This window comes from Mycetocola sp. Y719, from assembly GCF_056713205.1.
The window spans coordinates 1,099,091-1,123,395 of record NZ_JBWYGY010000001.1 but is presented as its reverse complement, the minus strand read 5'-3'; the positions used below and the strand labels follow the sequence as shown (position 1 = coordinate 1,123,395).

Sequence of the window (24,305 nt, the reverse complement as noted above, 5' to 3'; positions counted from 1 at the left end):
GGTCAGAGGCTGCGCCGCATCTCGATCTCGTTCTTCGACGGGTCCAGGTTGTACGGAACGGTGTGGCCGGTCGCCTCGTAACCGCGCCTGCGGTAGTAGGCGATCGCCCGGTCGTTGTCTTCGTGTACGTGCAGGGTCAGTACGTCGCTGAGGCCCCGCGCCCACTCCTCGACGGCGTCGAGGAGTGCATCGGTCACGCCGGCCTCGCTGCCGCGGAAACCGGGCGAGACGTAGACGCCGACGAGCAGCGGACCGCTCGTCTCGACGTGATCGACGAAACCGCTCATCGTCCCCACCCAGGATCCGGCCTCGTCCACGGCCACGAGCTGGACGCTGTCAGGAGTGGAGCCGCGGTTCGCGCGCATCCGCCAGACGTCCTCGGTGTTTGCTTCGGCCGCCTCGACAGTCTCCATGAAGGCGATCGGCGTGTCCCTGAGCATTTCGATTCGGAGGGCGCGCACGCGCTCCCAGTCGTCTTCGGTGGGTGACGTGATCCTGACAGAACTCATCGAACCAGCGTATCGACCCGCCTCGGGCGAGCGCGCCGCACGCCGGCGTCCTCGAGCGCGCGGCCGAACACCGCCGGCGCGGGCGGGCCCGCCGACTCCGCGGCCACGAATCCGTCGGGGCGGACGAGGTAGAACCGGCCGCTCACCAGGCGGCTGCCTCCTGTCGTCGCGAAGAGGTGGAGCGGGAGTCCGGTCCCTGATCTCACCCGGACCGCGTCGCGGCGCTCGACCGGGCCATACGCGTGCACCTGCCAGTCGAGGCTCCGAAGGACGTCAAAGTTCGAGCCGGTCCACGGCAGCCGCCGGCCGACCACGCGTCCCCGTCTGCCCGTCTTCCTGGCATCCTCGCTCATCCAGTAGTGGATCCTGGTCTGCGACAGATACTCGAACAACCTGCTCGCGCCTGGCACCCCCGGGACGACCTGGACGACGAGCGGTACGACCACGCGGCTGGCACGGCGACGGATGAACCGGGACAGCCGCGAGGTGCCGGTCACGAGAGCGAACACCCGGTCGGTCGTCGACACCAGCCGCAGTGCCACCGGCCGGCGCTCGGCTTCATACCGGTCGAGCGCAGACGGATCCACGCCTCGCCGAAGCACGCCGACGAGGGCCAGGGCGAGATTGTGTGCGTCCTGGAGACCGGTGTTCATGCCCTGCGCACCGACCGGCGAGTGCACATGCCCGGCGTCCCCGGCCAGGAACACGGGGCCGTCGCGGAACCGAGCAGCCACCCGGTGTGAGATCCGATAGGTGGAGAACCAGCTCGTGGTGTCGTAGTCGACCCCGAACACTTTCGAGAGTTTGGCCCTGGCGGCGTCCTCGGTGACGACCTCGCCCGAACGCGACAACCGGATCGTGCCGAGCAGGCGGTCGTGACCTCCTGGAGCCATCGGGAATGTCACGAGGAAGTCGTCCGTGCCGAATCGGACACAGACCGCACCGGGTTCGAGACCGGTGACGCCGTGGGCGTCGGCGACGTAGAACGTGTGCTCGTTTGTGATGCCCTCGAACGGGATGCCACGGAGTTTGCGCACGGCCGACGAGGCCCCGTCGGCACCGACGCAGTACTCGGCGGAAATGGTCACGGGGCCGTCAGGTCCGTCGATGACGGCATCCACGCCCGTTCCGCTCGAGCCGGGGGAGACGAGGCCGGAGAGTGCGTGCTTCCACAACACCGCCCCACCGAGTCTGGTGAGCTCGTCGACGAGGATCCGCTCCGTGCGTGACTGCTCGAGGATGTTCAGCCCGGGGAACGGTGACACCCCCGCGCCGATGCTACCGATCGGGACGACGCCGAACGATGTGCGTTCGAACCCGGGACTCACGCGTGTCGCCAGCATCCGTTCGTCGAGGAAGTCGTCGGCGAGCCCCAGTTGGTCCAGGATCTCCATGGTGCGAGCCTGCACCGCAAGCGCGCGTGATTCGCGGGTGGGTCCGTCCTTGCCGTCGATGAGCATGACATCGACACCGAGCTTCGTGAGCGCGACCGCCAGCAGGAGGCCGGTCGGGCCGGCTCCCACGACGAGGACCTCGGTCCTCCTGGCTGCGGATGGTTCGCCCACGCTCCCATGGTAGGGACCGGGAAGCGGCGACACTACACTGATCGGGTCGGACGCGAACGCCTCCGACACGTGGAGGGGATCATGCCGCTGGAAGGCGAGTACGCACCGGGGAAGTCCAACTGGGCCCTGAAGCAGGTCGAGTTGTACGAGAGTTCGGGCGGTACGGAGGGGACGACCCTCCAGGGCCGTCCGGTGATCGTCCTCACCACCCTGGGTGCGAAGACCGGCAAGATCCGCAAGACAGCCCTCATGCGCGTCGAACACGACGGAGAGTACGCGGTCGTGGCGTCCCTCGGCGGCGCGCCGAAGCATCCGGTCTGGTTTTACAACGTTCGGGCACACCCGCACGTGGAACTGCAGGACGAGACCGAGAAGCACGACTACACGGCCAGGGAAGTGACCGGGGACGAGAAGGCGCTCTGGTGGGAGCGCGCGGTAGCGGCCTTCCCGCCGTATGCCGGCTACCAGACGAAGACGAAGCGCGAGATCCCGGTGTTCGTTCTCACCCGCCGAGACTGAGCGGGATCAGCCGACGTTGTAGGCCGGATCGATCGCCAGGAGCAGGATGCCGGTCCAGTGGCAGAGGAACGCCAGCACCGTGCAGACGTGGAAGATCTCGTGGAATCCGAAATGCCCGGGGAACGGGTTCGGCCGTTTCATCGCGTAGACGACGGCGCCGCCCGTGTACAGCAGTCCTCCGACGATGATCAGCGTCATCGTGGCCGGGTTGACCCGGAAGATGTCGAACAGGTACATCACGGCCGCCCAGCCCAGAGCGATGTACAGCAGCACGTACAGCCAGCGAGGCGCATGCAGCCAGAACACCCTGAACGCGATGCCGAGGATGGTTCCGCCCCAGACCAGCGCGAGGAGGAGCGTCCCTTTCTCGGGCGGCAGGGCGAGCACCGCGATCGGCGTGTAGCTGCCCGCGATGAGCAGGAAGATGTTGGCGTGATCCATCCTCTTGAGGAGGATCTTCGTCCGTGGAGCCCAGTTGAAGCGGTGGTAGAGCGCCGAGATGCCGAACAGCAGCATCGAGCTCAGCGCGAACACCGCAGTGCTCCACTTCGCCGGTGGGCCGTGGGCAATGGTCACGAGCACGATTCCGCCCACGATGGCGAGCGGGAACGTGCCGGCGTGGATCCAGCCGCGCCAGGTCGGCTTCACGTCCTCAGGGGTGGCGATCTCATCGTCGAGGAGCGGGATGTTGGGGAGCGACGGGCCCTCGGCGTCGTCGCGGGCGACCGCTGCATCCACGGCCTCGTCCGACCCGACCGGCGGATTCCCGGCTCCGCGCCGGGGACGTTCAGCTGCAGGGGGAGTTCGGGGCATAGATCACAGGATACGCGGCAGGACCGCAGGAATCCGACGGATTGGACTAACGTAACGGTGTGACAAAGAGCCAGTCGAAGCCGGGACCCGGGTTTCTCTACAACCTGTACCAGAAGCGCCTGCGCCGCGGTCTGACATCCGAGTCGCTCCCGCACCACGTGGCGATGATCATCGACGGCAACCGCCGGTGGGCGAGGCAGCTCGGCTACGAGACCGCAGCGCACGGCCATCGCGCCGGCGCTGCGAAGATGCGCGAGTTCCTCGAGTGGTGCGACGATCTCGGCGTCAAGGTCGTCACCCTCTATCTCCTGTCGAGCGACAACCTCAGCTCCCGGTCGTCCGACGAACTGCACGATCTGATCGAGATCATCGCCGACCTCGCCGAAGAGCTGTCGCACTACCGCGACTGGCGGGTGAAGCGGGTCGGGTCGACTGTCGGACTGCCCGAGCCCCTCATCGGCGCACTGGACGCCGCTGAATCGCGGACCGCCCAGAAGAAGGGCCTCCACATCAACCTGGCCGTCGGGTATGGCGGGCGCACCGAGATCGTGCACGCCATGCGCGACATCGTCGAGAAGCACCACCTCACCGGCGGCAACCTCGAGTCCCTCGCCGAACTCCTTACCCCCGACCTCATCGGCGAGCACCTGTACACGAGCGGCCAGCCGGACCCCGACCTCGTGATCCGCACCTCCGGAGAGCAACGGCTCAGCGACTTCATGCTCTGGCAGAGCGCCCACAGCGAGTTCTACTTCGTTGAAGCGCTTGGCCCTGACCTGCGCGAGGTGGACTTCCTCCGGGCGCTGCGCGACTACTCGAGACGGCAACGTCGTTACGGCGGCTGAGGGGGAATGATGACCGGAATCGACGAGTTTATCGACGGATTCGGTGAGGAATCCGGCTATCTCGACTATGGGAGGGTGGGTCCGCTCGCCGCGGTCGTACAGGACGAGGTCCGCGGCCAGGTCGACCTGCTGGGGCGGGCACGATTCGGCGCCGCCGACGCGCTCCGCAGCCAGGACGAACGGATGCGCACGGCCGTCTCTGCGCTGACCGGCTTCGCGCCCGAGAACATCGTCAGCCAGCCGAACACGAGCATGGGCCTCATGCACACCATGTTCGGCATGACCGGGGGACTGCTGCTGTCTGCTGGGGACTTCCCGAGCCTGACCGTGGCTGCGACCAGGGCCGCTGAGTCGATGCAGGTCCTTCAGCCCACCTGGCTCGAGACCGACCACGGGCGGGTCACACCACACACCATCAAGGAGCAGCTCACGCCGGCCATCACGGCCGTCGCCGTCAGCCTCGTCGACACGAGGACCGGCTACCTCGCCGACCTCGAGGGCATCAGGCAGGTCATCGGGGAGCGCCTGCTCATCGTCGACGCCATCCAGGGCTTCGGCGTCGTCGACGCACCGTTCGAGCTCGCGGATGTCGTCGCATCCGGTGGCCAGAAATGGGTACGCGCCGGGTGGGGGACCGGATTCCTCGCGTTGAGCGACCGGGCACTCGATCACCTCGTCCCCGTCGTGAGCGGCTACACCGGAACAGACGAGTACGAACCCTGGGACGCCGTTCCACCCCCGTCTAAGACGGCGCGTGCCTACAGCGTGGCGAACCCGGACTATTCAGCCGAAGCCCGGCTGTCCGCCGCACTGGAGGAGATCGCCGGTGTCGGTGTCGGTGTGATCCACTCGGCGGTGAGCGAGCGGGTCAGCGAAGTCCTCGAGCTCGCCGACGAGTTCGTGATCTCGGTCGTATCGGCGAGGGCTGAACACGAGCGGGCCGGTATCGTCATCCTCGACCCGCCCGAAGACCAGGTCACCCTCCTCGTCGCTTCGCTGCACAACCACGGCGTCACGGCGACGATTCGGCAGAACCGCATCCGGCTCAGCATTCACGCCGGGACGACGAGCGAAACGCTCGGGATGCTCCGCGACTCCTTCGTCTCGTTCTCCACGGCGATCGCGTACTGATCCGGCGTTCGGGAAAAGTTTACCTGCGCGCAATGTCCAGTCAGCGTGTCGGGTGTGGCACCGCGGCAGAGGAGTCGTAACGTCTCAGTTATCAGGCACGGCGCCTGGTCGAGACGGCCATATAAGTTCGACTCGAAACGTACGTGGCCGCACTCGCTGGAGAACCGAACCGAAAGGTTCGGCTGGGAGTGGCTATGACCGCGACACGCACCCACACAGCACAGCAGAGAACAGAAGGGCAAGCACAGAACACAACCTCACAGCCGTCACACCAGAAGCAGACCGAGCGTACCTATGTTTTGGATACCTCGGTTTTGTTGTCTGATCCGAAGGCACTGTTCCGGTTCGCGGAACACGCCGTCGTGATCCCGGTGGTGGTGATCTCAGAGCTCGAGGGAAAGCGTCACGATCCCGAGATCGGGTACTTCGCCCGCCAGGCCCTGCGGATTCTCGATGAACTCCGGATCGAACACGAGCGGCTCGACTTCCCGATTCCCGTCGGCGAAGGCGGAACGCTCCGCGTCGAACTGAACCACTCCAGCATGGCCGTTCTCCCCAGTGGGTTGCAGCTCGGCGACAACGACTCCCGCATCCTCGCCGTTGCCATGAACCTGGCCAACGACGGACTCGCGGTGACCGTGGTCTCGAAGGACCTGCCTCTCCGGGTGAAGGCCGCGTCGATCGGTCTCGCCGCCGAAGAGTATCTCGCCGAGCAGGCGGTCGATTCGGGCTGGACCGGGATGGCCGACATCACCGTCTCGGCGAACGAGATGAGCGACCTCTACGAGACCGAGATCGGGCTGTCGAAGTCGGTGGAGAACCTGCCGGTCAACACCGGTCTGGTCATCCACTCCGACCGTGGTTCGGCGCTCGGGCGGGTCACCGGCAAGCGGGAGTTCAAGCTGGTTCGCGGCGACCGTGACGTGTTCGGCCTCCATGGTCGCAGCGCCGAGCAGCGCCTGGCGATCGACCTGCTCCTCGACCCGGAGGTCGGCATCGTCTCCCTGGGAGGTCGAGCAGGGACGGGGAAGTCCGCGCTCGCCCTCTGTGCTGGACTCGAAGCCGTTCTGGAACGCCAGCAGCACCGCAAGATCATGGTGTTCCGTCCGCTGTACGCGGTCGGCGGCCAGGAACTCGGCTACCTGCCGGGTGACCAGGGCGACAAGATGAACCCGTGGGGCCAGGCCGTCTTCGACACCCTCGGCTCGGTCGTCTCCCAGAACGTCCTGGAAGAGGTGGTGGAGCGCGGCATCCTCGAGGTGCTGCCGCTGACCCACATCCGTGGCCGTTCCCTCCACGACGCGTATGTCATCGTCGATGAGGCCCAGTCCCTCGAACGCAACGTGCTCCTGACCGTCCTGTCGCGGATCGGCCAGAACTCGAGGGTGATCCTCACCCACGACGTCGCACAGCGGGACAATCTCCGGGTCGGCCGTCACGACGGCGTCGCCTCCGTCATCGAAACCCTCAAGGGTCACGATCTGTTCGCGCACATCACACTGACCCGGTCGGAGCGGAGCAACATCGCCGCCCTGGTGACCGAGCTCCTGGAGGGCAACGAACTCGCCTGACAGCAATGCCGGGCTGTGGATAACCCCCTCGGGGCGCCACAGCCCGGCTAGCGTGTCGCCATGGCTCTGCAGACTGCACCTGGAATCGAGACGGATGCCCGTCGGCACCGGTTCCTGCTCGTGCGTCGCACCGCTGCCGCACTGATGCTCGCGGCCGTCGCCGCGCTCGCGATCGGGCCAGGTCCGCTCCTTCTTGGTCCGCTGGCCGTCGCCGCCGTCACCCTCGACCTTGTCCGTATCGACGTCGAGTCGAGCAGGCTGCCGAACCGGCTCGTCCTGCCCTGTTATCCGGCGGCCATCGCCGGGATCGCGCTGCACGGAATCCTGACCGGGACGCCGCCGACCGTCGCGCTCGCCGCGGGTGCGGCCTGGTTCGGGTTTTTCCTGCTCCTGAACCTGGGCGGGGGAATGGGCATGGGTGACGTGAAGCTCGCCGGTGTGCTCGGGCTCTGCCTCGGTTCGTTCGGAGTGGTCCCCGCCGTGCTCGGGATCGTGCTGGCATTCGTCGCAGGAGGCGTCGCGGGGGTCGTCGTCCTGGCTCGCCGCGTGGGTGGTCGACACACCCGCATTCCGTTCGGGCCTTTCCTTCTCGCGGGTTTCTGGGTGACTCTCGCACTCGCTCCGATGACGGGGTCCACCCCGTAGGCTGTGGGCATGGAACAGCGCACCCTCGGCCGCACCGGCCACCCCGTCTCGATCATCGGCCTCGGCACCTGGCAGCTCGGCTCCGACTGGGGCGACGTGTCAGAGGCTGATGCGCTCGCCGTGCTCGACGCCGCCGTCGATTCCGGCGTCACCTTCTTCGACACCGCCGATGTCTACGGCGACGGCCGCAGCGAGCAGGTCATCGGCCGGTTCCTCGCGGCGAATCCCGGAACCAATGTGTTCGTGGCCACGAAGATGGGCCGTCGCGCCGAACAGGACCCAGCCAACTACACGCTCGCCAACTTCCGAGGGTGGACAGACCGGTCGCGCCTCAACCTCGGCGTCGACCGACTCGACCTCGTGCAGTTGCACTGCCCGCCCACTTCGGTGTTCTCCTCAGACGCCGTCTACGACGCCCTCGACACCCTCGTCGCCGAAGGCGCCATCGCGAACTACGGGGTGAGCGTCGAAACCTGCGACGAGGCCCTCGCCGCGATCGCGCGTCCTGGCACGGCGAGCGTTCAGATCATCCTCAACGCGTTCCGGCTCAAGCCCCTCGACAAGGTGCTCCCGGCCGCGAAGGAGGCCGGCGTCGGCATCATCGCCCGTGTCCCGCTCGCGTCGGGCCTGCTCAGCGGTCGCTACACGCCAACGACGGAATTCGCCGCCGACGACCACCGCAACTACAACCGAGACGGCAGCCACTTCGACGTCGGCGAGACCTTCGCCGGGGTCGACTTCTCGACCGGTGTCCGTGCCGCGGCCGAACTGGCCTCGTTCGCCCCGGCAGGGCTCACGCCCGCTCAGGCCGCTCTGGCATGGGTCAGCCAGCAGGACGGCGTCACCTCGGTGATCCCCGGAGCACGGTCGATCACCCAGGCCGAGGCCAACGCCGAGGCCGGCACGGCAGGCCCGCTTCCCGCCGCGTACCTCGACGCCGTGCGCACCATCTATGACGCCGACATCAAGAGCGCGGTCCACGACCGCTGGTAACCGCCGTTGACGCGAGTTGCCCGGTCTGGCGGGTTCTGCCTGGACAGAACCTGCCGAACCGGGCACCTCGTGACGGGTTTAACCGGGGTGGGTCATCGACAGTAGGTCGAGGGCGCTGTCCAGCTGCTCCTCGGTGATGTCGCCGCGTTCGACGAAGCCGAGGCCGACGACGGCCTCACGGACCGTGATGCCCTGCGCGACGGCGTGCTTGGCGATCTTCGCGGCCTTCTCGTAGCCGATGATCTTGTTGAGCGGGGTGACGATCGACGGGGACATTCCGGCCAGAGCCTCAGCCCGTTCGACGTTCGCTTCGAGCCCGTCGACGGTCTTGTCGGCGAGAACGCGAGACGCGTTCGAGAGCAGGCGGATCGACTCGAGCAGGGCGGTTCCCATGACGGGGATCTGCACGTTCAGCTCGAACGAGCCGGATGCCCCGCTCCAGGCGATCGTCGCGTCGTTGCCGATGACACGAGCGGCGACCATGAGCACGGCCTCGGGAATCACCGGGTTGACCTTGCCCGGCATGATCGACGAGCCGGGCTGAAGGTCGGGGATGTGCAGTTCGCCGAGCCCGGTGTTCGGGCCTGAACCCATCCAGCGCAGGTCATTGCAGATCTTGGTGAGGCTCACGGCGATGGTGCGGAGGGCACCGGATGCCTCGACGAGTCCGTCGCGGTTGGCCTGCGCCTCGAAGTGGTCTGCCGCCTCGGTGATCGGGAGTTCGGTGTCCTCGACGAGCAGCTGGATGACCAGCTGCGGGAACCCTGCCGGCGTGTTGATGCCGGTGCCGACGGCGGTTCCGCCGAGCGGGACCTCGGCGACGCGGGGGAGTGCGGAGCGGACCCGCTCGATGCCGAGCCGGACCTGGCGGGCGTAGCCGCCGAATTCCTGGCCCAGGGTGACCGGCGTCGCATCCATGAGGTGCGTCCTGCCCGCCTTGACGGCATCCTTCCACAGCTCGGCCTTCGCCTCGAGCGCGACGGCGAGGTGGTCGAGAGCGGGGATGAGGTCGTCGATGAGGGCGCTGGTGACCGCGATGTGCACCGACGTGGGGAATACGTCGTTCGACGACTGCGAGCAGTTCACGTGGTCGTTGGGGTGAACGGGAGAGCCCAGACGGGTTCCGGCGAGGTTCGCGAGCACCTCGTTCATGTTCATGTTCGACGAGGTCCCTGAACCGGTCTGGTACACATCGATCGGGAACTGGTCGTCGTAGCGGCCGGAGATGACGTCGTCAGCGGCGCCACCGATTGCCTCGGCGATGGCGGGGTCGAGCACACCGAGGCGGGCGTTGGCGGCCGCGGCGGCCTTCTTGATCCTGGCAAGCGCGGCGATCTGGGTCGATTCGAGTCCGGCGCCCGAGATCGGGAAGTTCTCGACGGCGCGCTGCGTCTGTGCGCTGTACAGCGCGTTCGCCGGCACCCGGACCTCGCCCATGGTGTCGTGCTCGATGCGGTACTCGGTGGTGTCAGACACGGTGTGATCTCCTTGATGTGTGTTCTGCGACGCTGCTCTGCGTCGTTGTGCTGCGTTGTTACTCCGCCTCGGGGGTGGAGCTGATGTTTCCGATGATGATGTCTGGCACGGCGGTGCCTTCCAGAAGCTTGTAGTTGGCTCCGACGATACCGAGCGTGCCTGCGGCGATCGCGTCGCTGATCATCTCCGACCGTTCGAGCAGTTCGGCGACCGTGTCGCGCAGGTGCTCGCGACCGACCTCGAACGGGTCGGCGTTCTGGGGTTCGACGCCGCGGGCTTTCGCGACCCGATGGACGGCGGGAACGATCTGCTGGATCAGGCCGTCGATGTGCGGGGGCAGCGGTGTCGCATCCGGCGCGCACGCGTCGATGGCGGCCCGCACCGCGCCGCATCCGTCATGTCCGAGGACGACGATGAGGGGAACGTGGAGGACGCCGACGGCGTATTCAAGGGACCCGACGACGGAGTCGGAGATGACCTGGCCGGCGTTCCGCACGACGAAGAGGTCACCGAGTCCCTTGTCGAAGATGATTTCGGCGGCCAGCCGGGAGTCAGAGCAGCCGAAGAGCACCACGTCCGGGTCCTGGGTGAGCGCGAGGGCTTCCCGTCGCTCGACGTCCTGGCGCGGATGCTCCGGTTCGCCCGACACGAACCTCGCGTTGCCGCGCTGCATGACTGACCATGCCTTGCTGGGCCTGAGAGTGGGCATTACTCGTCTCCCTCGTTCAGATTGGCCGTGACCTGATCGCTCAGTGCGGATGCCACGGTGAGGAATTCCTCCTCGGTCGCGGTTCCGAAGACGATGAAGGTCGACGTGCCTGCTTCGGTGGTCAGTGCATACTCGACGTTGCCGACGTCGTCGAGCTCCCGGTTGTCGTAGACGGTCCACTCGACGCCGTCGACGGTGAGGGTCGAAGAGGCCGCGGACTTCCTGAGCTGGTCGGAGAGCCAGGTCTCGTTGGCGTCGAAGCCCTGCGTGATCTGGATGAACTGGTCGGAGGGCGTGATCAGCCCGATGTTCCAGGACGACACCCCGCCCTCGGTGTCGGTTTCGGCGCGGTTCGCGCTCCAGCTGCCCGGGAGCTCGGGGTCGGCGAGTGGTGCGTCCGAGGACTTCTGAGCGTCGGCGGCGACGGCGTGATAGTCGACGTCCTCGAGGAGGGAGGTGTCTGAGCGGGGCACCGCCAGCGCGATGACCACGACGAGGGCGACGCACACGAGCAGTGAGTAGACGAGGTTGTTGATCGTCTTGCGTTTGCGGTAGTTCCGCGAGTTCTCGGCCTTGCGAGCGGCCGTCTCCTCGGGAGTTTCGGGGCGGCCGAGCTCAGCGACGACTCGCGGTGGGCGGCGGGGACTCATTCGGTGATCTGCGCCTCAGTCGACCCAGTCGCCGCGCGCGCAGCATCGAGCCGTGCCTTCGCGCCGATCAGCCAGTCCTCGCAGCGGCGTGCCAGTGCTTCGCCGCGCTCCCACAGGGCGAGGGACTGCTCCAGTGTCGGAGCCCCTTGCTCGAGTTCGGAGACGACGCGGACGAGTTCATCGCGCGCGTCTTCGTAGCTGAGGCTGGCCACCTCGGAGGTTTCTGGCATGGTCCAATCCTAACTGCGGACGGCTTCGGCCTCGTCCGGTTCTCCGTCCGAGTGGGCGGTGATCCGACCGGCGGCCAGGGTGAGGGTGAGTGCGGTGCCTGCTGGGGCATCCGCAGGGGTGCGCAGGATGCCGCCGTCGACGCGCTGGGCGATCGCGTAACCCCTGTCGAGGGTGCGTTGCGGAGACAGTGCGCGCAGATGAGAGCGGAGGTCGGCGATCTCGCGCGAGCCGTGGTCGAGCATGCGCTCGATCAGTTCGGACCCGCGGGCAACGTATCGCGTGAGTTCCTGCGCCCTGGTGTCGACGATCCACGTCGCTGAGGCCAGGGCGGGTCGGGACCGGATCTGGTGGATCTTCGCGGTCTCCGTGTTGAGGTACGACGCCAGTTTCATTCCGAGCCGGGCATGGGCCTGCTGGACGCGAGCCAGTTCCTCGGTGACGTCGGGGACGACCCGCTTCGCCGCATCGGTCGGTGTCGAGGCACGGAGGTCGGCGACGTCGTCGAGGAGCGGCCGGTCGGCTTCGTGGCCGATTGCGCTGACCAGGGGGGTGGATGCCGCGGCTGCGGCCCGGACGAGGCGCTCGTCACTGAAACCGAGCAGGTTCTGGAAGTCGCCGCCACCCCTGGCGACGATGATGACATCGACCTCCGGATCGGCGTCGAGGCGCTTGATCGCCGAGATCACCTCGGGCACTGTGCGGTCGCCCTGGACGGTGGCATGGACGACGCGGAAGTTCACGGCGGGCCAGCGCAACTGTGCGTTTCGGATGACATCCTTCTCGGCGTCCGAATCCTTGCCGGTGATCAGCCCGATGCAGTGCGGCAGGAATGGGAGCCGCTTCTTGCGCGATACGTCGAACAGGCCCTCACCGGCCAACTGGGTGCGCAGGCGCTCGAGGCGTTCGAGGAGATCGCCGAGCCCGACGTGCTTCATCTGCAGCACCTGCATGGTCAGGCTTCCGCCCTTGACCCAGTAGTTGGCCTTGATCAGGGCCACGACATGATCGCCGTGCTTGAGGTCATCGGGGATCCGTGCCTTCACCGACGACCAGATGGTGAAGCCGACCGTGGCGTCCTGGTTGAGATCCTTGAGCTTGCCGTAGATGTTCCCGGCCGATGTTCCCCACTGGGTGATCTCGCCCTCGACCCAGACCGTGCCGAGCCGGTCGATGTAGTCCCGGATCTTCGCGCCGAGCAGGCCGACCGGCCACGGATTCTCTGCGGTGGCGGGGGCGTCCGGCATCCGTTTGCTCTCTTCTTCGTCGTCCAGCGTGTGCACATCGGGAGCCACCTACAATTGGAACGTGAGTGACGCAACAATCAGCCTGCCCATGCCGAGAATCCCCGGCGTGCGTTCGAGGCTCAAGGATACCCCGGTGGTCGGACACAAGCGGGTGCTGCTCGCTGCGCCCCGCGGGTACTGCGCCGGTGTGGACCGTGCCGTCATCGCTGTGGAGAAGGCGCTCGAGCACTACGGCGCCCCCGTCTATGTGCGCAAGCAGATCGTGCACAACATCCACGTGGTCTCGGAACTCGAGAGCCAGGGTGCGATCTTCGTCGAGGAGGTCGACGAGGTCCCCGAGGGGTCGCACATCGTCTTCAGCGCACACGGGGTCTCTCCCGCTGTGGTGAACGCGGCATCCGATCGTGGCCTGCAGGCCATCGACGCCACCTGCCCCCTGGTCACCAAGGTCCACCGCGAGGCCGTCCGGTTCGCCCGAGACGACTTCGAGATCCTGCTGATCGGCCATGAAGGCCATGAAGAGGTCGAGGGAACCGCAGGCGAAGCGCCCGAGCACACGACGCTCGTCGGCAGCCCAGACGAAGCGGACACCGTTCAGGTCAGGGACCCGGACAAGGTGGTCTGGCTCTCCCAGACGACGCTGAGCGTCGACGAGACAATGGAGACGGTCCGCCGCCTGCGCGCCAGGTTCCCGAACCTGCAGGACCCGCCCAGCGACGACATCTGCTACGCCACCCAGAACCGCCAGGTGGCGATCAAGAAGGTCGCGAAGGATGCCGACGTCGTGATCGTCGTCGGCTCGGCGAACTCCTCCAACTCGGTCCGGCTCGTCGAGGTCGCCATCGAATACGGGGCGAAGACGGCGTACCGCGTCGATTACGCCAGCGAGATCAAGCAGGAATGGATCGACGGGGCCGAGACCATCGGCGTGACGAGCGGCGCATCGGTGCCCGAGGTTCTCGTGACCGAAGTGCTCGACAGCCTTGCGTCGGCGGGATACGTCGACGTCCAGGAAGTGAAGACGGCCGAAGAGGACCTCATGTTCTCGCTGCCGAAGGAACTCCGCACCAATCTGAAGGGCGCCAAGGACTCCCGAGCCCTCGGCGGACGCAACCGACCATGAGCGACTCTCCCCGCCCGCGCCCGCAGTTCGGCGAATACGCTACGCCAGACGAACAGCGCGCGGCCATCAAGGTACCGCTTGACGACATCGAGCCGGTTCCCGTCGAATCGCAGGTGTCGCCCACCAGCCACATCAGCGTCCAGACGCCGGAACGCAAGGCGCCGAGCGGTGACCGGTTCGCCACGGTGCTTCTGCTCGGTATCGGACTCGTGACGATCCTCCTGTCGTTGTCCGCCCTCGTCGATCTGCCGGATGCCATCACCGCCGCGTTCGCGCAGCTGGATGTCGGCGAGTTCACCTCCACCGGTCTCGCCGCGACGATGGGCTGGACCGCCATCGTCGTCGAGGTGCTGCTCTGGGGTCTCGCCCTCTGGCTCTCGCTCCGTGCGCTCGGCCGCGGCAAGGTTGCCTGGTGGATTCCACTCGTCTTCGGCGTGATCGCGAACATCGCGGTGTTCGCCTGTATCGCCATCGCCATGGCAGGCGACCCGGCTTTCGCCGAGTACGTCAACCGGATGAACTGACCGCTTTTCCCGTGGAATGACGGATGCCCCGGCCGAATCGGCCGGGGCATCCGTCGTTGTTCGGGCGGGGATCAGCCGCGAGAGTGTCCTGCCGAGCCGAGCTGGCGGGTCGATTCGACGACGCGAGCGGCCATGGCGGACTCGGCGACCTTGCCCCAGGCGCGGGGGTCGTACACCTTCTTGTTTCCGACTTCGCCGTCGACCTTGAGCACGCTGTCGTAGTTCTTGAGCATGTAGTCGGCGATCGCACGGGTGTACGCGTACTGGGTGTCTGTGTCGATGTTCATCTTGATGACACCGTTCGCGACGGCCTCGGCGATCTCGGCGTCCGTCGAGCCGGATCCGCCGTGGAAGACGAGGTCGAGGGGCTTGGCAGCCGTGCCGTACTTCGCGGCGATCCCTTCCTGGATCTCCTTGAGCAGCTCAGGCTTGAGCTTGACGTTGCCCGGCTTGTAGACGCCGTGCACGTTGCCGAAGGTGAGAGCAGCCATGTAACGGCCGTTGTCGCCGAGGCCGAGCGCTTCGACGGTCGCGATCGCGTCATCGAGGGTCGTGTAGAGGTGCTCGTTGATGTCGTGGCTGACACCGTCTTCCTCGCCGCCGACGACGCCGATCTCGACCTCGAGGATGGCGTTGATCGCGCGGGTGCGCTTGATCATTTCCTTGGCGATCTCGAGGTTCTCGTCGAGCGGAACGGCTGAACCGTCCCACATGTGCGACTGGAACAGCGGGTTGCGGCCGGCCTTGACCTCTTCTTCGGAGGCGGCGATGAGCGGCATCACGAAGCCGTCGAGGGCGTCCTTCGGGCAGTGGTCCGTGTGCAGCGCAACGGTGACGGGGTAGTTCTTCGCGACCTCGGTGGCGAACTTCGCGAAGGCGATCGCTCCGGCAGCCCGGTTCTTCACGGTGTGCCCGGCGAAGTAGTCTGCGCCTCCGGTGGTGACCTGGATGATGCCGTCAGAGCCTGCTTCGGTCAGACCCTGGAGTACGGAGTTGATGGTCTGAGAGCTCGACACGTTGAATGCGGGATAGGCAAAGCCCTTCGCCTTCGCGGTGTCAAGCATTTCTGCATACTGCTCTGGGGTTGCGACGGGCATAGCTTCTCCTTGACGAGATGGATGTCTTCGGATTCAGTGTAGCGATCAGCCCATCGGCGACGCGTCCGCGCGGGGACAGGGCAGGATGGAGCCGTGCCTTCTCCTGCCTTGACCCCCGACCTCCTCGAGGGCTTCACCCACGCCACGCGCAGGGCGGCCATCGCCACTCTGGACCTCATCGGCTCAGGCGACAAACACGAAGTGGACCGGGTCGCCGTCGTCGCCATGCGCGACGCGCTCGCCTCCCTCGACGTCGACGGACTCGTCCTCGTCGGGGAAGGCGAGAAGGACGAAGCGCCGATGCTCCACATCGGCGAGAGGTTCGGTTCAGGCAACGGACCGGCCGTCGACATCGCCGTCGATCCCGTCGACGGAACCAGACTCGCCGCCGAGGACCGCCCGGGATCGGTCGCCGTGCTCGCCGCTGCCGCCCGCGGCACGCTGTTCGACATCGGTCCGGCGCACTACATGGAGAAGCTGGTGACGGATGCGTCGGGCCTGTCGCTTGATCTGGCCGCCCCGCTGCGCGAGAACCTCGCGCGCCTCGCCGCAGCGCGCGGCATCAGCGTCAGTGATCTCATCGTCGCAGTGCAGGACCGGCCGAGGAATGCCGCGTTCGCGGCGGAGGCGACCGCGGCCGGTGCCCGGGTCGATCTCTTCGGCGACGGGGACGTCGAACGCTCCCTGCTGGCCGCTCAGACCGGCACGGAAATCGACCTCGTCGTCGGCATCGGGGGAGCACCTGAGGGAATCCTCACGGCCGCGGCCGTTCGCGCGCTCGGCGGGCAGATGCAGGGCCGACTCGCGCCGCAGCGCCGCAGGGAGGCAGACAGCATCCGTCGTGCCGGTCTCAGCACCGGCACGATCCTCTCACTCGCCGATCTCTGTGCCGGAGACGCCTGGCTGTTCCTCACGGCCGTCACCGACTGCCGGCTGGAGACGGGCAGAGTCCTCGCCGGCGTTCGGGTCGACGGGGACCACATCGTCACCCGCTCCTGGAGCGTCGGGCCGGGAATCGACATTCGGGACACCGAGGTCCGAACACCTCGCTGACAATGCGACGCAGCCGCGCACGGGTGGTGTCGTTCACCGAGGCGACCGCACATGCGTTCATCTTCGTGGCCCGGGGAGTGTGTCGCCGATAAGCTGAAGGGGTACACAGCGAGCCCGCCATCGCAACGCCGTCGTTTTCGATTAAGGACCATTGTGACCACCTACAATTCTTCGCTCCTCGCACACCCGGATCGCAACCTCGCTCTAGAGCTCGTGCGAGCCACTGAAGCGGCAGCGATTCGCGCCGTTCCGTTCATCGGCCGGGGAGACAAACTCGCCGCGGATGGCGCTGCGGTCGACGCCATGCGCGCGTTCCTCGGAACGGTGAACTTCGATGGACTCGTCGTGATCGGTGAGGGCGAGAAGGACGAAGCCCCCATGCTCTACAACGGGGAGCGTGTCGGCAACGGCCGCGGCCCCGCCTGCGACATCGCCGTCGATCCGATCGACGGCACGAGCCTCACCGCGGCCGGGCGACAGAACGCCCTGTCGGTCATCGCCGTGTCCGACCGTGGCACGATGCTCGACGCGTCCAGCGTGTTCTACATGGACAAGATCGTCACCGGCCACGAGGGGATCGGTGTCGTCGACATCCGCAAGCCGATCGGTGAGAACATCCGTGCACTCGCGAAGGCGAAGGGCAAGTCCGTCGGTGACATGACCATCGCCGTCCTCGACCGCCCGCGCCACGCGCAACTCATCGACGACATCCGTGCAGGCGGCGCGGGAACGCGGCTCATGCTCGACGGCGACGTGGCCGGCGGCATCAATGCCGTCCGTGACTCGACCCGTATCGACATGTGCGTCGGCGTCGGCGGAAGCCCTGAAGGCATCGTCACCGCGTGTGCGGTCAAGGCCCTCGGCGGTCTGATCCAGGGCCAGTTGTGGCCGAAGGACGACCTCGAGCGCCAGCGTGGCATCGATGCCGGTCTCAAGATGGACTACGTCTACGAAGCGAACGAGCTGGTCGCCAGCGACAACACGTTCTTCGTGGCCACCGGCGTCACCGACGGTGGGCTCGTGGACGGCGTGCGCCGGCTCGGCTCCATCATCCGTACCGAGAGCGTCGTGCTCCGCTCCAAGTCAGGCACCATGCGTCGCATCGTTGCCGAGCACCTCGCGGAGAAGTGGCTCTAGGAGCTACTTTTCCCTGCAGCCCCGGTCAGTTGTTGGCGCGGTCACGGATCTCCTGGGTGATCCTGCCCGCCTCGATCCCGCTGTCGAGCTCGGCGACGAGTTCGACGGCGGCGAGGTCGCGAGCCGACTCGTCGAGGGAGGCGAGCGCAGGGATCGTCTTCGACTCGTCGAGCACGTTGAGTTTGCGTGCCGAGGGCAGGACCTGGCGTTCGAGTGATCCGACGAAACGGTTGTAGTCGGCAACGGTCGCCTTCACCGAGCGTCCGAGCTTGTCGATGTGCCCGGCCATCGTCGCCAGGCGGCCATAGAGCTCGCGGCTGAGGTCGAAGAGGGTCTTCGCCTCCTGGGAGACGACATCCTGCTGCCAGCTGAACGCCACCGTTTTCAGCACCGACCACAGGGTGACGGGGGAGGAGAGGGCGACGCGCTTGCTGAACGCGAACTCCATGATGGTCGGGTCGGCCTCGAGGGCGCTGGAGACGAGTGACTCGCTCGGGATGAACGCGATGACCATCTCCGGGCTCGCGTCGAGGCCGTCCCAGTAGGTCTTGCTGCCGAGCGCGGTGATGTGGTCACGCATCGCCTTCACGTGCGCCTTCAGCAGGAGCGCCCGGCGGGCGAGTTCGGGTTCGGATGCCGTCAGCGGGATCGCACTCGCCTCGATGTACGAACTGAATGGCACCTTGGCATCCACTGCGATGCTCTTGCCGCCTGGCAGGTAGACGACCATGTCTGGGCGGCCGGCGCCGCTGTCGCTCGTCACGCTGGACTGCACATCGAAGTTGACCCGTTCGAGCAGGCCGGCGGCTTCGACCACGCTCCGGAGCTGCGTTTCACCCCACACCCCACGCGTGGAGTTGTTGTTCAACGCCGCTGCGAGCGATTCAGCCGTCGAACGGAGCCGTTCCTCTGACTCGGTCGCACTCCGCAGCTGCTGGGCGAGTTCGCCATGCTGACGGCTGCGCTGGGTCTCGAGTTCGGTCACCTTCAGCTGCATCTCCTGCAGGCTCTCGCGCACCGGGGCGAGCGTCTGCAGCACCCGGCTCTCGGCGCGGGCGCGTTCGGCCTCGTCGTCGCGCTCGCGGCGGTGCCGGTCGACGAGATCCTGGTACTGGTCGCGTTGAGCGTCGATGCGCTCCTGGAGGGCTTCTGCGCGGGTCTCGGCTCGGGCGAGGAGCTCGGCGAGCTGGGCCTGGCGTTCGCCCTCTGCCGCGCGCAGGCGCATGAGTTCGGACTCGTGCCTGGCCTCGGTGACAGCCGGGTCGCCCGGACCCGTCGACCGTCGCCGAACGACGACGAGCGTGGCCAGAGCGCCGACGAGAGCGCCGAGCAGTACTCCGAGAACGAGAGCCAGTATGGGATCCATGTCGCCAGTGTGACAGCGACCGCCGACACGCGACGGGAGGCAGAGCGGCCGGTTGCGGTCCCGCTGACGCCCGCAACTCGACCGGCGGAATGACTCGATAGGCTCGAGCAATGGCTTCGTGGCGGGTGTACCTCTTCCTCGTGCTCGCCAACCTGTTCTGGTCGGGCAACTACGTCGTCGGCCACCTCGTCGCCGGGCACGTCAGTCCGCTTCAGCTGACGTCGATCCGCTGGGCTGTCGCGGCCCCGCTCCTGGTCGGCCTTGCCGTTGTGATCGACAAGCCGAACTGGCGTGCGGCGCTCCGTGAGTGGCGTATGCATCTGCTCCAGGCGTGCCTCGGACTCATCGCGTTCTGCCTGTTCAGCTACGAGGCGCTCCGGCACACGACCGCGCTCAACGCGGCCCTCGTCGGCGCCACCAATCCGGCGCTGATCGCGGTCGTCGCCGCAATCGTGATCCGGCAGCGGATGCGCCCGGCTGCGAGTATCGGACTGGCCATCTCGCTCCTCGGGGTGCTGCTCGTGCTCACCGACGGTCGGCTGCTGCAGGTCTTCACCACCGACTACAACATCGGCGGACTGTTCATGCTCGGAGCCGTCGCCGTGTGGACCGCGTACACGGTGATCGGGCGGTCCCTCTCGACGCCGCCGGTGGCATCCGCCGCTGTACAGGCGGTCATGGCCGCTGTCATCCTCGCCCCGATCAGCCTGACGATCGGCGGCCCGATCACCCTCGACGCCGCAGGCTGGTGGGGTGTGGCGTACATCTGTCTGTTCCCGTCGGTGCTCAGCCTGATGCTGTGGAACATCTCGGTCAAGAAGATCGGAGCTGACCGCGCCGGGGTCTACCTCAACCTCATGCCCGTCTTCACTGCCCTGATCGCGCTCGCGATGGGCACGCCGATCACCGTCGTTCAGCTCATCGGCGGGGCGCTCGTGATCGCCGGTGTGTGGCTCACCAGCCGTCCGGCACCTGCGGTCGATCTCGCCGACGTGTCCGGGCGGAGTGCCGTCCGTTAGCGTGAACCGATAACCAGGGAGATTCCATGCGTGACCGCAGCCGGCTTGAGCACCATGCGCTGTCCTTCGGGCAGGCCGCGGAAGCCTACGCGGTTGCACGGCCCAGCTATCCGGCGGATGCCGTCGAGTGGCTCGTTCCTGATGGCGCGGGCACTGTGCTCGACCTCGGGGCGGGGACCGGCAAACTGACCACCCTTCTCGCACGGAGCGGCCGAGACGTGATCGCCATCGATCCGTCCGCCGACATGCTCGCCCAGCTCACGGCATCCGCCCCCGACATCACAACCCTCGTCGGAACCGCTGAGACGATCCCTCTCGCCGATGCCAGCGTCGACGCGGTCACCGTGGCGCAGGCCTGGCACTGGGTCGATGCTGAGCGGGCGGTGCCGGAGGTGGCGCGGGTGCTCCGCCCGGGAGGGACCCTGGGCCTCGTCTGGAACACCCGCGACGAGAGCATCGACTGGGTGGCGCGGCTCGGCGAGCTCATGGGTGGGACGGCCCACTACGAGGTGGACGATGAGGCGCCTCCGGTCGGTCCGCCGTTCGGGCCGCTCGAGACCTGGCAGACCCGGTGGGTGCAGACGCTGGACCGTGACGGGATGCTCGACCTCGTCCGCTCGCGAAGCTACTTCCTGGTCAAGTCGAAAGCGGAGCAGGATGCGACGATCGCCGCTGAGATCGAGCTGCTCGAGGACCACCCCGACCTGTCCGGCCGACCGGTGGTCGGGCTGCCGTACATCACCGAGTGCTTCCGGGCACGGCTCGTGGAGGAACGCCCGGTACGATAGACCCTCGTGGCTCTAACTATCGGTATCGTCGGTCTTCCTAACGTCGGCAAATCAACCCTGTTCAACGCGCTCACCAAGAACCAGGTGCTCGCGGCAAACTACCCGTTTGCCACGATCGAGCCGAACATCGGTGTGGTGAACCTGCCAGACTCGCGTCTGCCTGTGCTCGCCGAGATCTTCGGCAGCGAGCGGATCCTTCCCGCTGCCGTGTCGTTCGTCGACATCGCCGGCATCGTCCGTGGCGCGAGCGAGGGGGAGGGGCTGGGCAACAAGTTCCTCGCCAACATCCGTGAAGCGGATGCCATCGCGCAGGTCATCCGCGGATTCGCCGACGAAGACGTTGTGCACGTCGACGGCGCGGTGAACCCGGCGGGCGACATGGAGACCATCAACACCGAGCTGATCCTCGCCGACCTGGAGACCCTTGAGAAGGCGCAGTCGCGCTTCGAGAAGGAAGTCCGTGGCAAGAGGCTCGACCCGAGCGTTCTGACGGCTGCTGAGGCGGCGAAGGCCTATCTCGACACCGGCAAGCCGCTGTCGAGCTCCGGCCTCGACCTCGAGCCGATCAAGGAACTCGGACTGCTCACGTCGAAGCCGTTCATCTACGTCTTCAACATCGACGAGGCCGTGCTGCAGGACGAGGCCAAGCTCGCCGAGCTGGCCGCTCTGGTCGCCCCGGCGAAGGCGATCTTCCTCGACGCGAAGCTCGAGTCCGAGCTCATCGACCTCGACCCCGAGGATGCCGCCGAGCTGCTGGCATCCACCGGCCAGGCGGAGTCCGGCCTCGACCAGCTCGCCCGCATCGGCTTCGACACGCTCGGACTGCAGACCTACCTCACGGCCGGTCCGAAAGAGACCCGCGCATGGACGATCCCCAAGGGGGCGAAGGCGCCTCAAGCGGCCGGTGTCATCCACACCGACTTCGAGCGTGGCTTCATCAAGGCTGAGATCGTCTCCTTCGACGACCTCGTCGAGACCGGTTCGGTCGCCGAGGCGCGGTCCAAGGGCAAAGCCCGCATGGAGGGCAAGGACTACGTCATGAGCGATGGCGACGTGGTGGAGTTCCGCTTCAACGTCTGATCGCTTCAGAGACCGCCGCCGAAACCATCCATCGATGGGCCCGTGTTCGCAGCCCGGGCCTGGGCGTCGGCTATCTCCCTCCTGGAGGACTCCGGATCGGCCCCAGTGTTTCGTGCTCTTTTGTCGCGGCGATGAATAAGGAACGCGACGAGGAAGAACCCGAGGGCTCCTACCCCGAGAAAAATGATCATCCAGGTATCCACTGCGGGCCTCCTCTTCAGATGACAGTGGCGGCGTCGTGCGAGTTACCGGCGAATGCGGACCACCGAGTACTCGGTGTCCGGCGTAGGCGGAGTGCCGAAGCGCGCGTTCGGCAGATAGAGAGCCTTGCCGTACCGTGCGATCGTCGTCGGCACCTGGAAGTCCGGATCTGTGCGCTCGTCGACGAGCGTTCCGCTGGTCCCCGACGCGTTGAGGCGGATCACGGCGACCTGATTCAACTGGTTCTGCACGACGTACAGCGTCCGTCCGACGACGAGCAGCCCGTCGCCGTTGGGCAGCAGGGCACCCCCCAGATCGACCGCCGTAGCGACACCGGTCCTGGCGTCGACCCGATACAGGATGCCGGTGGCCGACTGAATGACGAGAAGCGCCTTGTGATTGGGCGTTTCTGCGATGCCGTTGGCGTTGAACCCGGGCTGCTGCACCCATGCGCCCGACAGGGGGAGGACCTTGAAGCCATCAGGTTTCGGCAGAGCACCGTGTCGTCCCAGAGGGAGTTTGTAGAGTTGCGCCTGCTGGCTATCCGTGAACCATGCTGCGTCGCGCGTCAGGACGACATCATTCACGAACGTCGGCGCATCGGTGAAAATGTAGCTGCGAAGAACATCGCCAGAGGCGGCATCCACGACCCGGCCCTCACCGGTCGGCCCGCCTGCGACGAAGAGCCGGCCCCGATTGTCGATCTTCAGGCCGACCGACGGGGTGCCGGGGCCCTCGAGGGTCCTGATCTCCTCGCCGGAGCGCACGTCGAAGGCGTAGATGTCGCCGTCCGCGAGTGAGCCGACGTATGCGGTGCCGCGATGGTCGATCGTGATGCCCTCCGGTTGGAACCCGTCTGGAAGCGCGATCACCTCCTCGACGTGGCCTCGCGTCACCTGGGGAGCGGCGACGACCGCGGGTGCTCCCGAGATGATCAGGAGGGCGCTCAGTGAGGCGGCGGACAGGGTGCGTGCGACGATGCGACCGGACATGCGAAAAATGCTACTCAGGGTCGAGCACGCGTCAAGCGGGTCGCACTGGCCGACTCGGGTGGACCGCTAGGCTCGCGACTCGACCAGCTCGGCGAGTTGTCGTGTGACGGTGCCCCAGCCGTCGTGGAACCCAAGCTTTTCGTGTTGGTCACGGTCGGTCACATTGCGGTGCATCGCGGTGGCCGTGTACTCGGTGCCTTCGGGGTGATCCTTCATCGTGATGACGGCGGTCACGAAGGATGCTTCCGATGGGCGCCAGCCGGCGACGAGGGCGTCGGTGAAGACGATGCGCTCGAGTTCGTCGACGACGAGGAAACAGCCGGTGATGTGCGGGCCGAACTCGCGAGCATCCTGGCTGATCTCGGTGCGGAATGAGCCACCGGGCCGCAGGTCCATCTCCTGCACCCGGCAGATCTCCGGCGCGGGAACCCACCACTGCTGGAACCTCTCCGGTTCGGTCCACGCGTTCCAGACCACGGTCCGTGGAGCCTTGATGATGCGCGAGACGGTCAGGTCGAGTTCGGGATGCGGCGTCGTGTTCATTCGGATGCTTCCTTGTCGTGATTGGTGGTGACGAACTGCTCGAGACGGTCGGTGCGGTCCTCCCAGATGCGTCGTTGGTCGCTGAGCCAGGATTCGAGCACGTCGAACGACTTCTTCTCGATGGTGCAGGTCCGCACCCGGCCGCTCTTGCGGGTCGTGATCCACCCCGTGTCCTCGAGGTAGCGGATGTGCTTCATGAACGAGGGCAGTGCCATGTCGAATGGTTGCGCTAGCTCACCGATGCTCGCCGGACCCGATCCCAGACGTCCGAGAACCGCACGTCTGGTGGGATCGGCGAGGGCCTGGAAGACGCCGTCGAGCGGGGCCGAATACTGAGCCATACGGCTAAGTTATCGGGAGAAGATACTAAGCACAAGGGCTAAGTTTTGGAGCGGGGATGGTGATACTTCACCGGCTAGCCGAATGGACCCTCCTTCACCTCGAGTCGCCGGCTTTCTGCTTCACGAAGCTGCGCGACGCG

At 66.6% G+C, this 24,305-nt stretch carries 25 protein-coding genes and 1 pseudogene; 13 read left to right on the top strand and 13 right to left on the bottom strand.

The genetic code is table 11. The features are described from left to right. Nucleotides 1-2 precede the first annotated feature (2 nt). Complete coding sequence (locus AC1M0F_RS05280; RefSeq protein WP_480237139.1) at nt 3-509, bottom strand: GNAT family N-acetyltransferase; 507 nt, start codon at nt 507-509, stop codon at nt 3-5. Further along, entirely contained in the window at nt 506-2,074 is a 1,569-nt protein-coding gene (locus tag AC1M0F_RS05275; RefSeq protein ID WP_480237138.1) for an FAD-dependent monooxygenase, read from the bottom strand. The genes AC1M0F_RS05280 and AC1M0F_RS05275 overlap by 4 nt, the downstream gene beginning before the upstream one ends. 81 nt (nt 2,075-2,155) lie before the next feature. Here AC1M0F_RS05275 and AC1M0F_RS05270 point away from each other — a divergent pair, with 81 nt between their 5' ends. Next, nucleotides 2,156-2,593, top strand: coding sequence for a nitroreductase family deazaflavin-dependent oxidoreductase (locus AC1M0F_RS05270; protein ID WP_480237137.1), 438 nt, complete (start codon nt 2,156-2,158; stop codon nt 2,591-2,593). A 6-nt stretch (nt 2,594-2,599) separates the two neighbouring features. On the opposite strand, the gene trhA is transcribed toward AC1M0F_RS05270, so the two are convergent. Next, complete coding sequence (trhA, locus tag AC1M0F_RS05265; RefSeq protein WP_480237136.1) at nt 2,600-3,406, bottom strand: PAQR family membrane homeostasis protein TrhA; 807 nt, start codon at nt 3,404-3,406, stop codon at nt 2,600-2,602. Nucleotides 3,407-3,465: 59 nt separating this feature from the next. On the opposite strand from trhA, the gene AC1M0F_RS05260 reads away from it, so the two are divergent. The 5 genes from AC1M0F_RS05260 (at nt 3,466) to AC1M0F_RS05240 (ending at nt 8,591) form a co-directional block, all read left to right on the top strand. Further along, a complete protein-coding gene (locus AC1M0F_RS05260) occupies nt 3,466-4,251 on the top strand; it encodes an isoprenyl transferase (protein WP_480237135.1) in 786 nt (261 codons plus the stop codon). Between the two features lie 9 nt (nt 4,252-4,260). Next, complete coding sequence (locus AC1M0F_RS05255) at nt 4,261-5,382, top strand: aminotransferase class V-fold PLP-dependent enzyme (RefSeq protein WP_480237134.1); 1,122 nt, start codon at nt 4,261-4,263, stop codon at nt 5,380-5,382. A gap of 194 nt (nt 5,383-5,576) precedes the next feature. Beyond that, entirely contained in the window at nt 5,577-6,953 is a 1,377-nt protein-coding gene (locus tag AC1M0F_RS05250) for a PhoH family protein (protein ID WP_480237133.1), read from the top strand. Nucleotides 6,954-7,013: 60 nt separating this feature from the next. Next, a complete protein-coding gene (locus tag AC1M0F_RS05245; RefSeq protein ID WP_480237132.1) occupies nt 7,014-7,598 on the top strand; it encodes a prepilin peptidase in 585 nt (194 codons plus the stop codon). A gap of 9 nt (nt 7,599-7,607) precedes the next feature. Continuing rightward, nucleotides 7,608-8,591 carry an aldo/keto reductase gene (locus AC1M0F_RS05240; RefSeq protein ID WP_480237131.1) on the top strand — a complete coding sequence of 328 codons (984 nt, stop codon included), beginning with the start codon at nt 7,608-7,610 and terminating at the stop codon, nt 8,589-8,591. Nucleotides 8,592-8,669: 78 nt separating this feature from the next. Here the strand turns inward: AC1M0F_RS05240 and AC1M0F_RS05235 are convergent, their stop codons facing one another. The 5 genes and pseudogenes from AC1M0F_RS05235 to xseA all read right to left on the bottom strand — a co-directional run. After that, nucleotides 8,670-10,067 (bottom strand): class II fumarate hydratase, encoded by a 1,398-nt coding sequence (locus tag AC1M0F_RS05235; protein ID WP_480237130.1) that lies wholly within the window; start codon nt 10,065-10,067, stop codon nt 8,670-8,672. Between the two features lie 58 nt (nt 10,068-10,125). Beyond that, the gene (locus tag AC1M0F_RS05230; RefSeq protein WP_480237129.1) at nt 10,126-10,776 is read right to left on the bottom strand and encodes a carbonic anhydrase; all 651 of its coding nucleotides are present in this window, start codon (nt 10,774-10,776) and stop codon (nt 10,126-10,128) included. Continuing rightward, nucleotides 10,776-11,426: a DUF4245 domain-containing protein gene (locus AC1M0F_RS05225; RefSeq protein WP_480237128.1), complete on the bottom strand. Its 651-nt coding sequence runs from the start codon at nt 11,424-11,426 to the stop codon at nt 10,776-10,778. Before AC1M0F_RS05225 ends, AC1M0F_RS05230 begins: the two co-directional genes overlap by 1 nt. Further along, nucleotides 11,423-11,656 (bottom strand): exodeoxyribonuclease VII small subunit, encoded by a 234-nt coding sequence (locus tag AC1M0F_RS05220; RefSeq protein ID WP_480237127.1) that lies wholly within the window; start codon nt 11,654-11,656, stop codon nt 11,423-11,425. The genes AC1M0F_RS05225 and AC1M0F_RS05220 overlap by 4 nt, the downstream gene beginning before the upstream one ends. Then, nucleotides 11,614-12,901, bottom strand: a pseudogene (gene xseA / locus AC1M0F_RS05215) (exodeoxyribonuclease VII large subunit); the annotation flags it as partial. The gene AC1M0F_RS05220 and the pseudogene xseA, both read right to left, overlap by 43 nt. An 88-nt stretch (nt 12,902-12,989) precedes the next feature. On the opposite strand from xseA, the gene AC1M0F_RS05210 reads away from it, so the two are divergent. Together AC1M0F_RS05210 and AC1M0F_RS05205 are read left to right on the top strand one after the other, a co-directional pair. Continuing rightward, the gene (locus AC1M0F_RS05210; protein ID WP_480237364.1) at nt 12,990-14,024 is read left to right on the top strand and encodes a 4-hydroxy-3-methylbut-2-enyl diphosphate reductase; all 1,035 of its coding nucleotides are present in this window, start codon (nt 12,990-12,992) and stop codon (nt 14,022-14,024) included. After that, nucleotides 14,021-14,548 carry a DUF6264 family protein gene (locus AC1M0F_RS05205; protein ID WP_480237126.1) on the top strand — a complete coding sequence of 176 codons (528 nt, stop codon included), beginning with the start codon at nt 14,021-14,023 and terminating at the stop codon, nt 14,546-14,548. The genes AC1M0F_RS05210 and AC1M0F_RS05205 overlap by 4 nt, the downstream gene beginning before the upstream one ends. 71 nt (nt 14,549-14,619) lie before the next feature. Here AC1M0F_RS05205 and fbaA read toward each other — a convergent pair whose 3' ends face one another. After that, the gene (gene fbaA, locus AC1M0F_RS05200) at nt 14,620-15,645 is read right to left on the bottom strand and encodes a class II fructose-bisphosphate aldolase (protein WP_480237125.1); all 1,026 of its coding nucleotides are present in this window, start codon (nt 15,643-15,645) and stop codon (nt 14,620-14,622) included. Nucleotides 15,646-15,738: 93 nt separating this feature from the next. On the opposite strand from fbaA, the gene AC1M0F_RS05195 reads away from it, so the two are divergent. Both AC1M0F_RS05195 and glpX read left to right on the top strand, forming a co-directional pair. Next, nucleotides 15,739-16,698, top strand: coding sequence for a fructose-bisphosphatase class II family protein (locus AC1M0F_RS05195; RefSeq protein ID WP_480237124.1), 960 nt, complete (start codon nt 15,739-15,741; stop codon nt 16,696-16,698). Nucleotides 16,699-16,851: 153 nt separating this feature from the next. Beyond that, the gene (glpX, locus tag AC1M0F_RS05190; RefSeq protein WP_480237123.1) at nt 16,852-17,835 is read left to right on the top strand and encodes a class II fructose-bisphosphatase; all 984 of its coding nucleotides are present in this window, start codon (nt 16,852-16,854) and stop codon (nt 17,833-17,835) included. A 25-nt stretch (nt 17,836-17,860) separates the two neighbouring features. On the opposite strand, the gene AC1M0F_RS05185 is transcribed toward glpX, so the two are convergent. After that, nucleotides 17,861-19,201, bottom strand: coding sequence for a DNA recombination protein RmuC (locus AC1M0F_RS05185; protein WP_480237122.1), 1,341 nt, complete (start codon nt 19,199-19,201; stop codon nt 17,861-17,863). Between the two features lie 110 nt (nt 19,202-19,311). On the opposite strand from AC1M0F_RS05185, the gene AC1M0F_RS05180 reads away from it, so the two are divergent. Genes AC1M0F_RS05180 through ychF form a run of 3 tightly spaced genes read left to right on the top strand, consistent with a single transcriptional unit; the run spans nt 19,312 to nt 22,088 of the window. Further along, on the top strand, nt 19,312-20,220 hold the full coding sequence (locus AC1M0F_RS05180) for a DMT family transporter (RefSeq protein WP_480237121.1): 909 nt from the start codon (nt 19,312-19,314) through the stop codon (nt 20,218-20,220). A 26-nt stretch (nt 20,221-20,246) separates the two neighbouring features. Then, on the top strand, nt 20,247-21,008 hold the full coding sequence (locus AC1M0F_RS05175; protein WP_480237120.1) for a class I SAM-dependent methyltransferase: 762 nt from the start codon (nt 20,247-20,249) through the stop codon (nt 21,006-21,008). A 6-nt stretch (nt 21,009-21,014) separates the two neighbouring features. Continuing rightward, entirely contained in the window at nt 21,015-22,088 is a 1,074-nt protein-coding gene (ychF, locus tag AC1M0F_RS05170; protein ID WP_480237119.1) for a redox-regulated ATPase YchF, read from the top strand. A 245-nt stretch (nt 22,089-22,333) separates the two neighbouring features. Here the strand turns inward: ychF and AC1M0F_RS05165 are convergent, their stop codons facing one another. From AC1M0F_RS05165 to AC1M0F_RS05155, 3 genes are all read right to left on the bottom strand, one after another. After that, nucleotides 22,334-23,281: an SMP-30/gluconolactonase/LRE family protein gene (locus AC1M0F_RS05165; protein ID WP_480237118.1), complete on the bottom strand. Its 948-nt coding sequence runs from the start codon at nt 23,279-23,281 to the stop codon at nt 22,334-22,336. A 66-nt stretch (nt 23,282-23,347) separates the two neighbouring features. Next, complete coding sequence (locus AC1M0F_RS05160) at nt 23,348-23,824, bottom strand: SRPBCC family protein (RefSeq protein WP_480237117.1); 477 nt, start codon at nt 23,822-23,824, stop codon at nt 23,348-23,350. After that, on the bottom strand, nt 23,821-24,165 hold the full coding sequence (locus AC1M0F_RS05155; protein WP_480237116.1) for an ArsR/SmtB family transcription factor: 345 nt from the start codon (nt 24,163-24,165) through the stop codon (nt 23,821-23,823). Before AC1M0F_RS05155 ends, AC1M0F_RS05160 begins: the two co-directional genes overlap by 4 nt. Nucleotides 24,166-24,305: the final 140 nt, after the last annotated feature.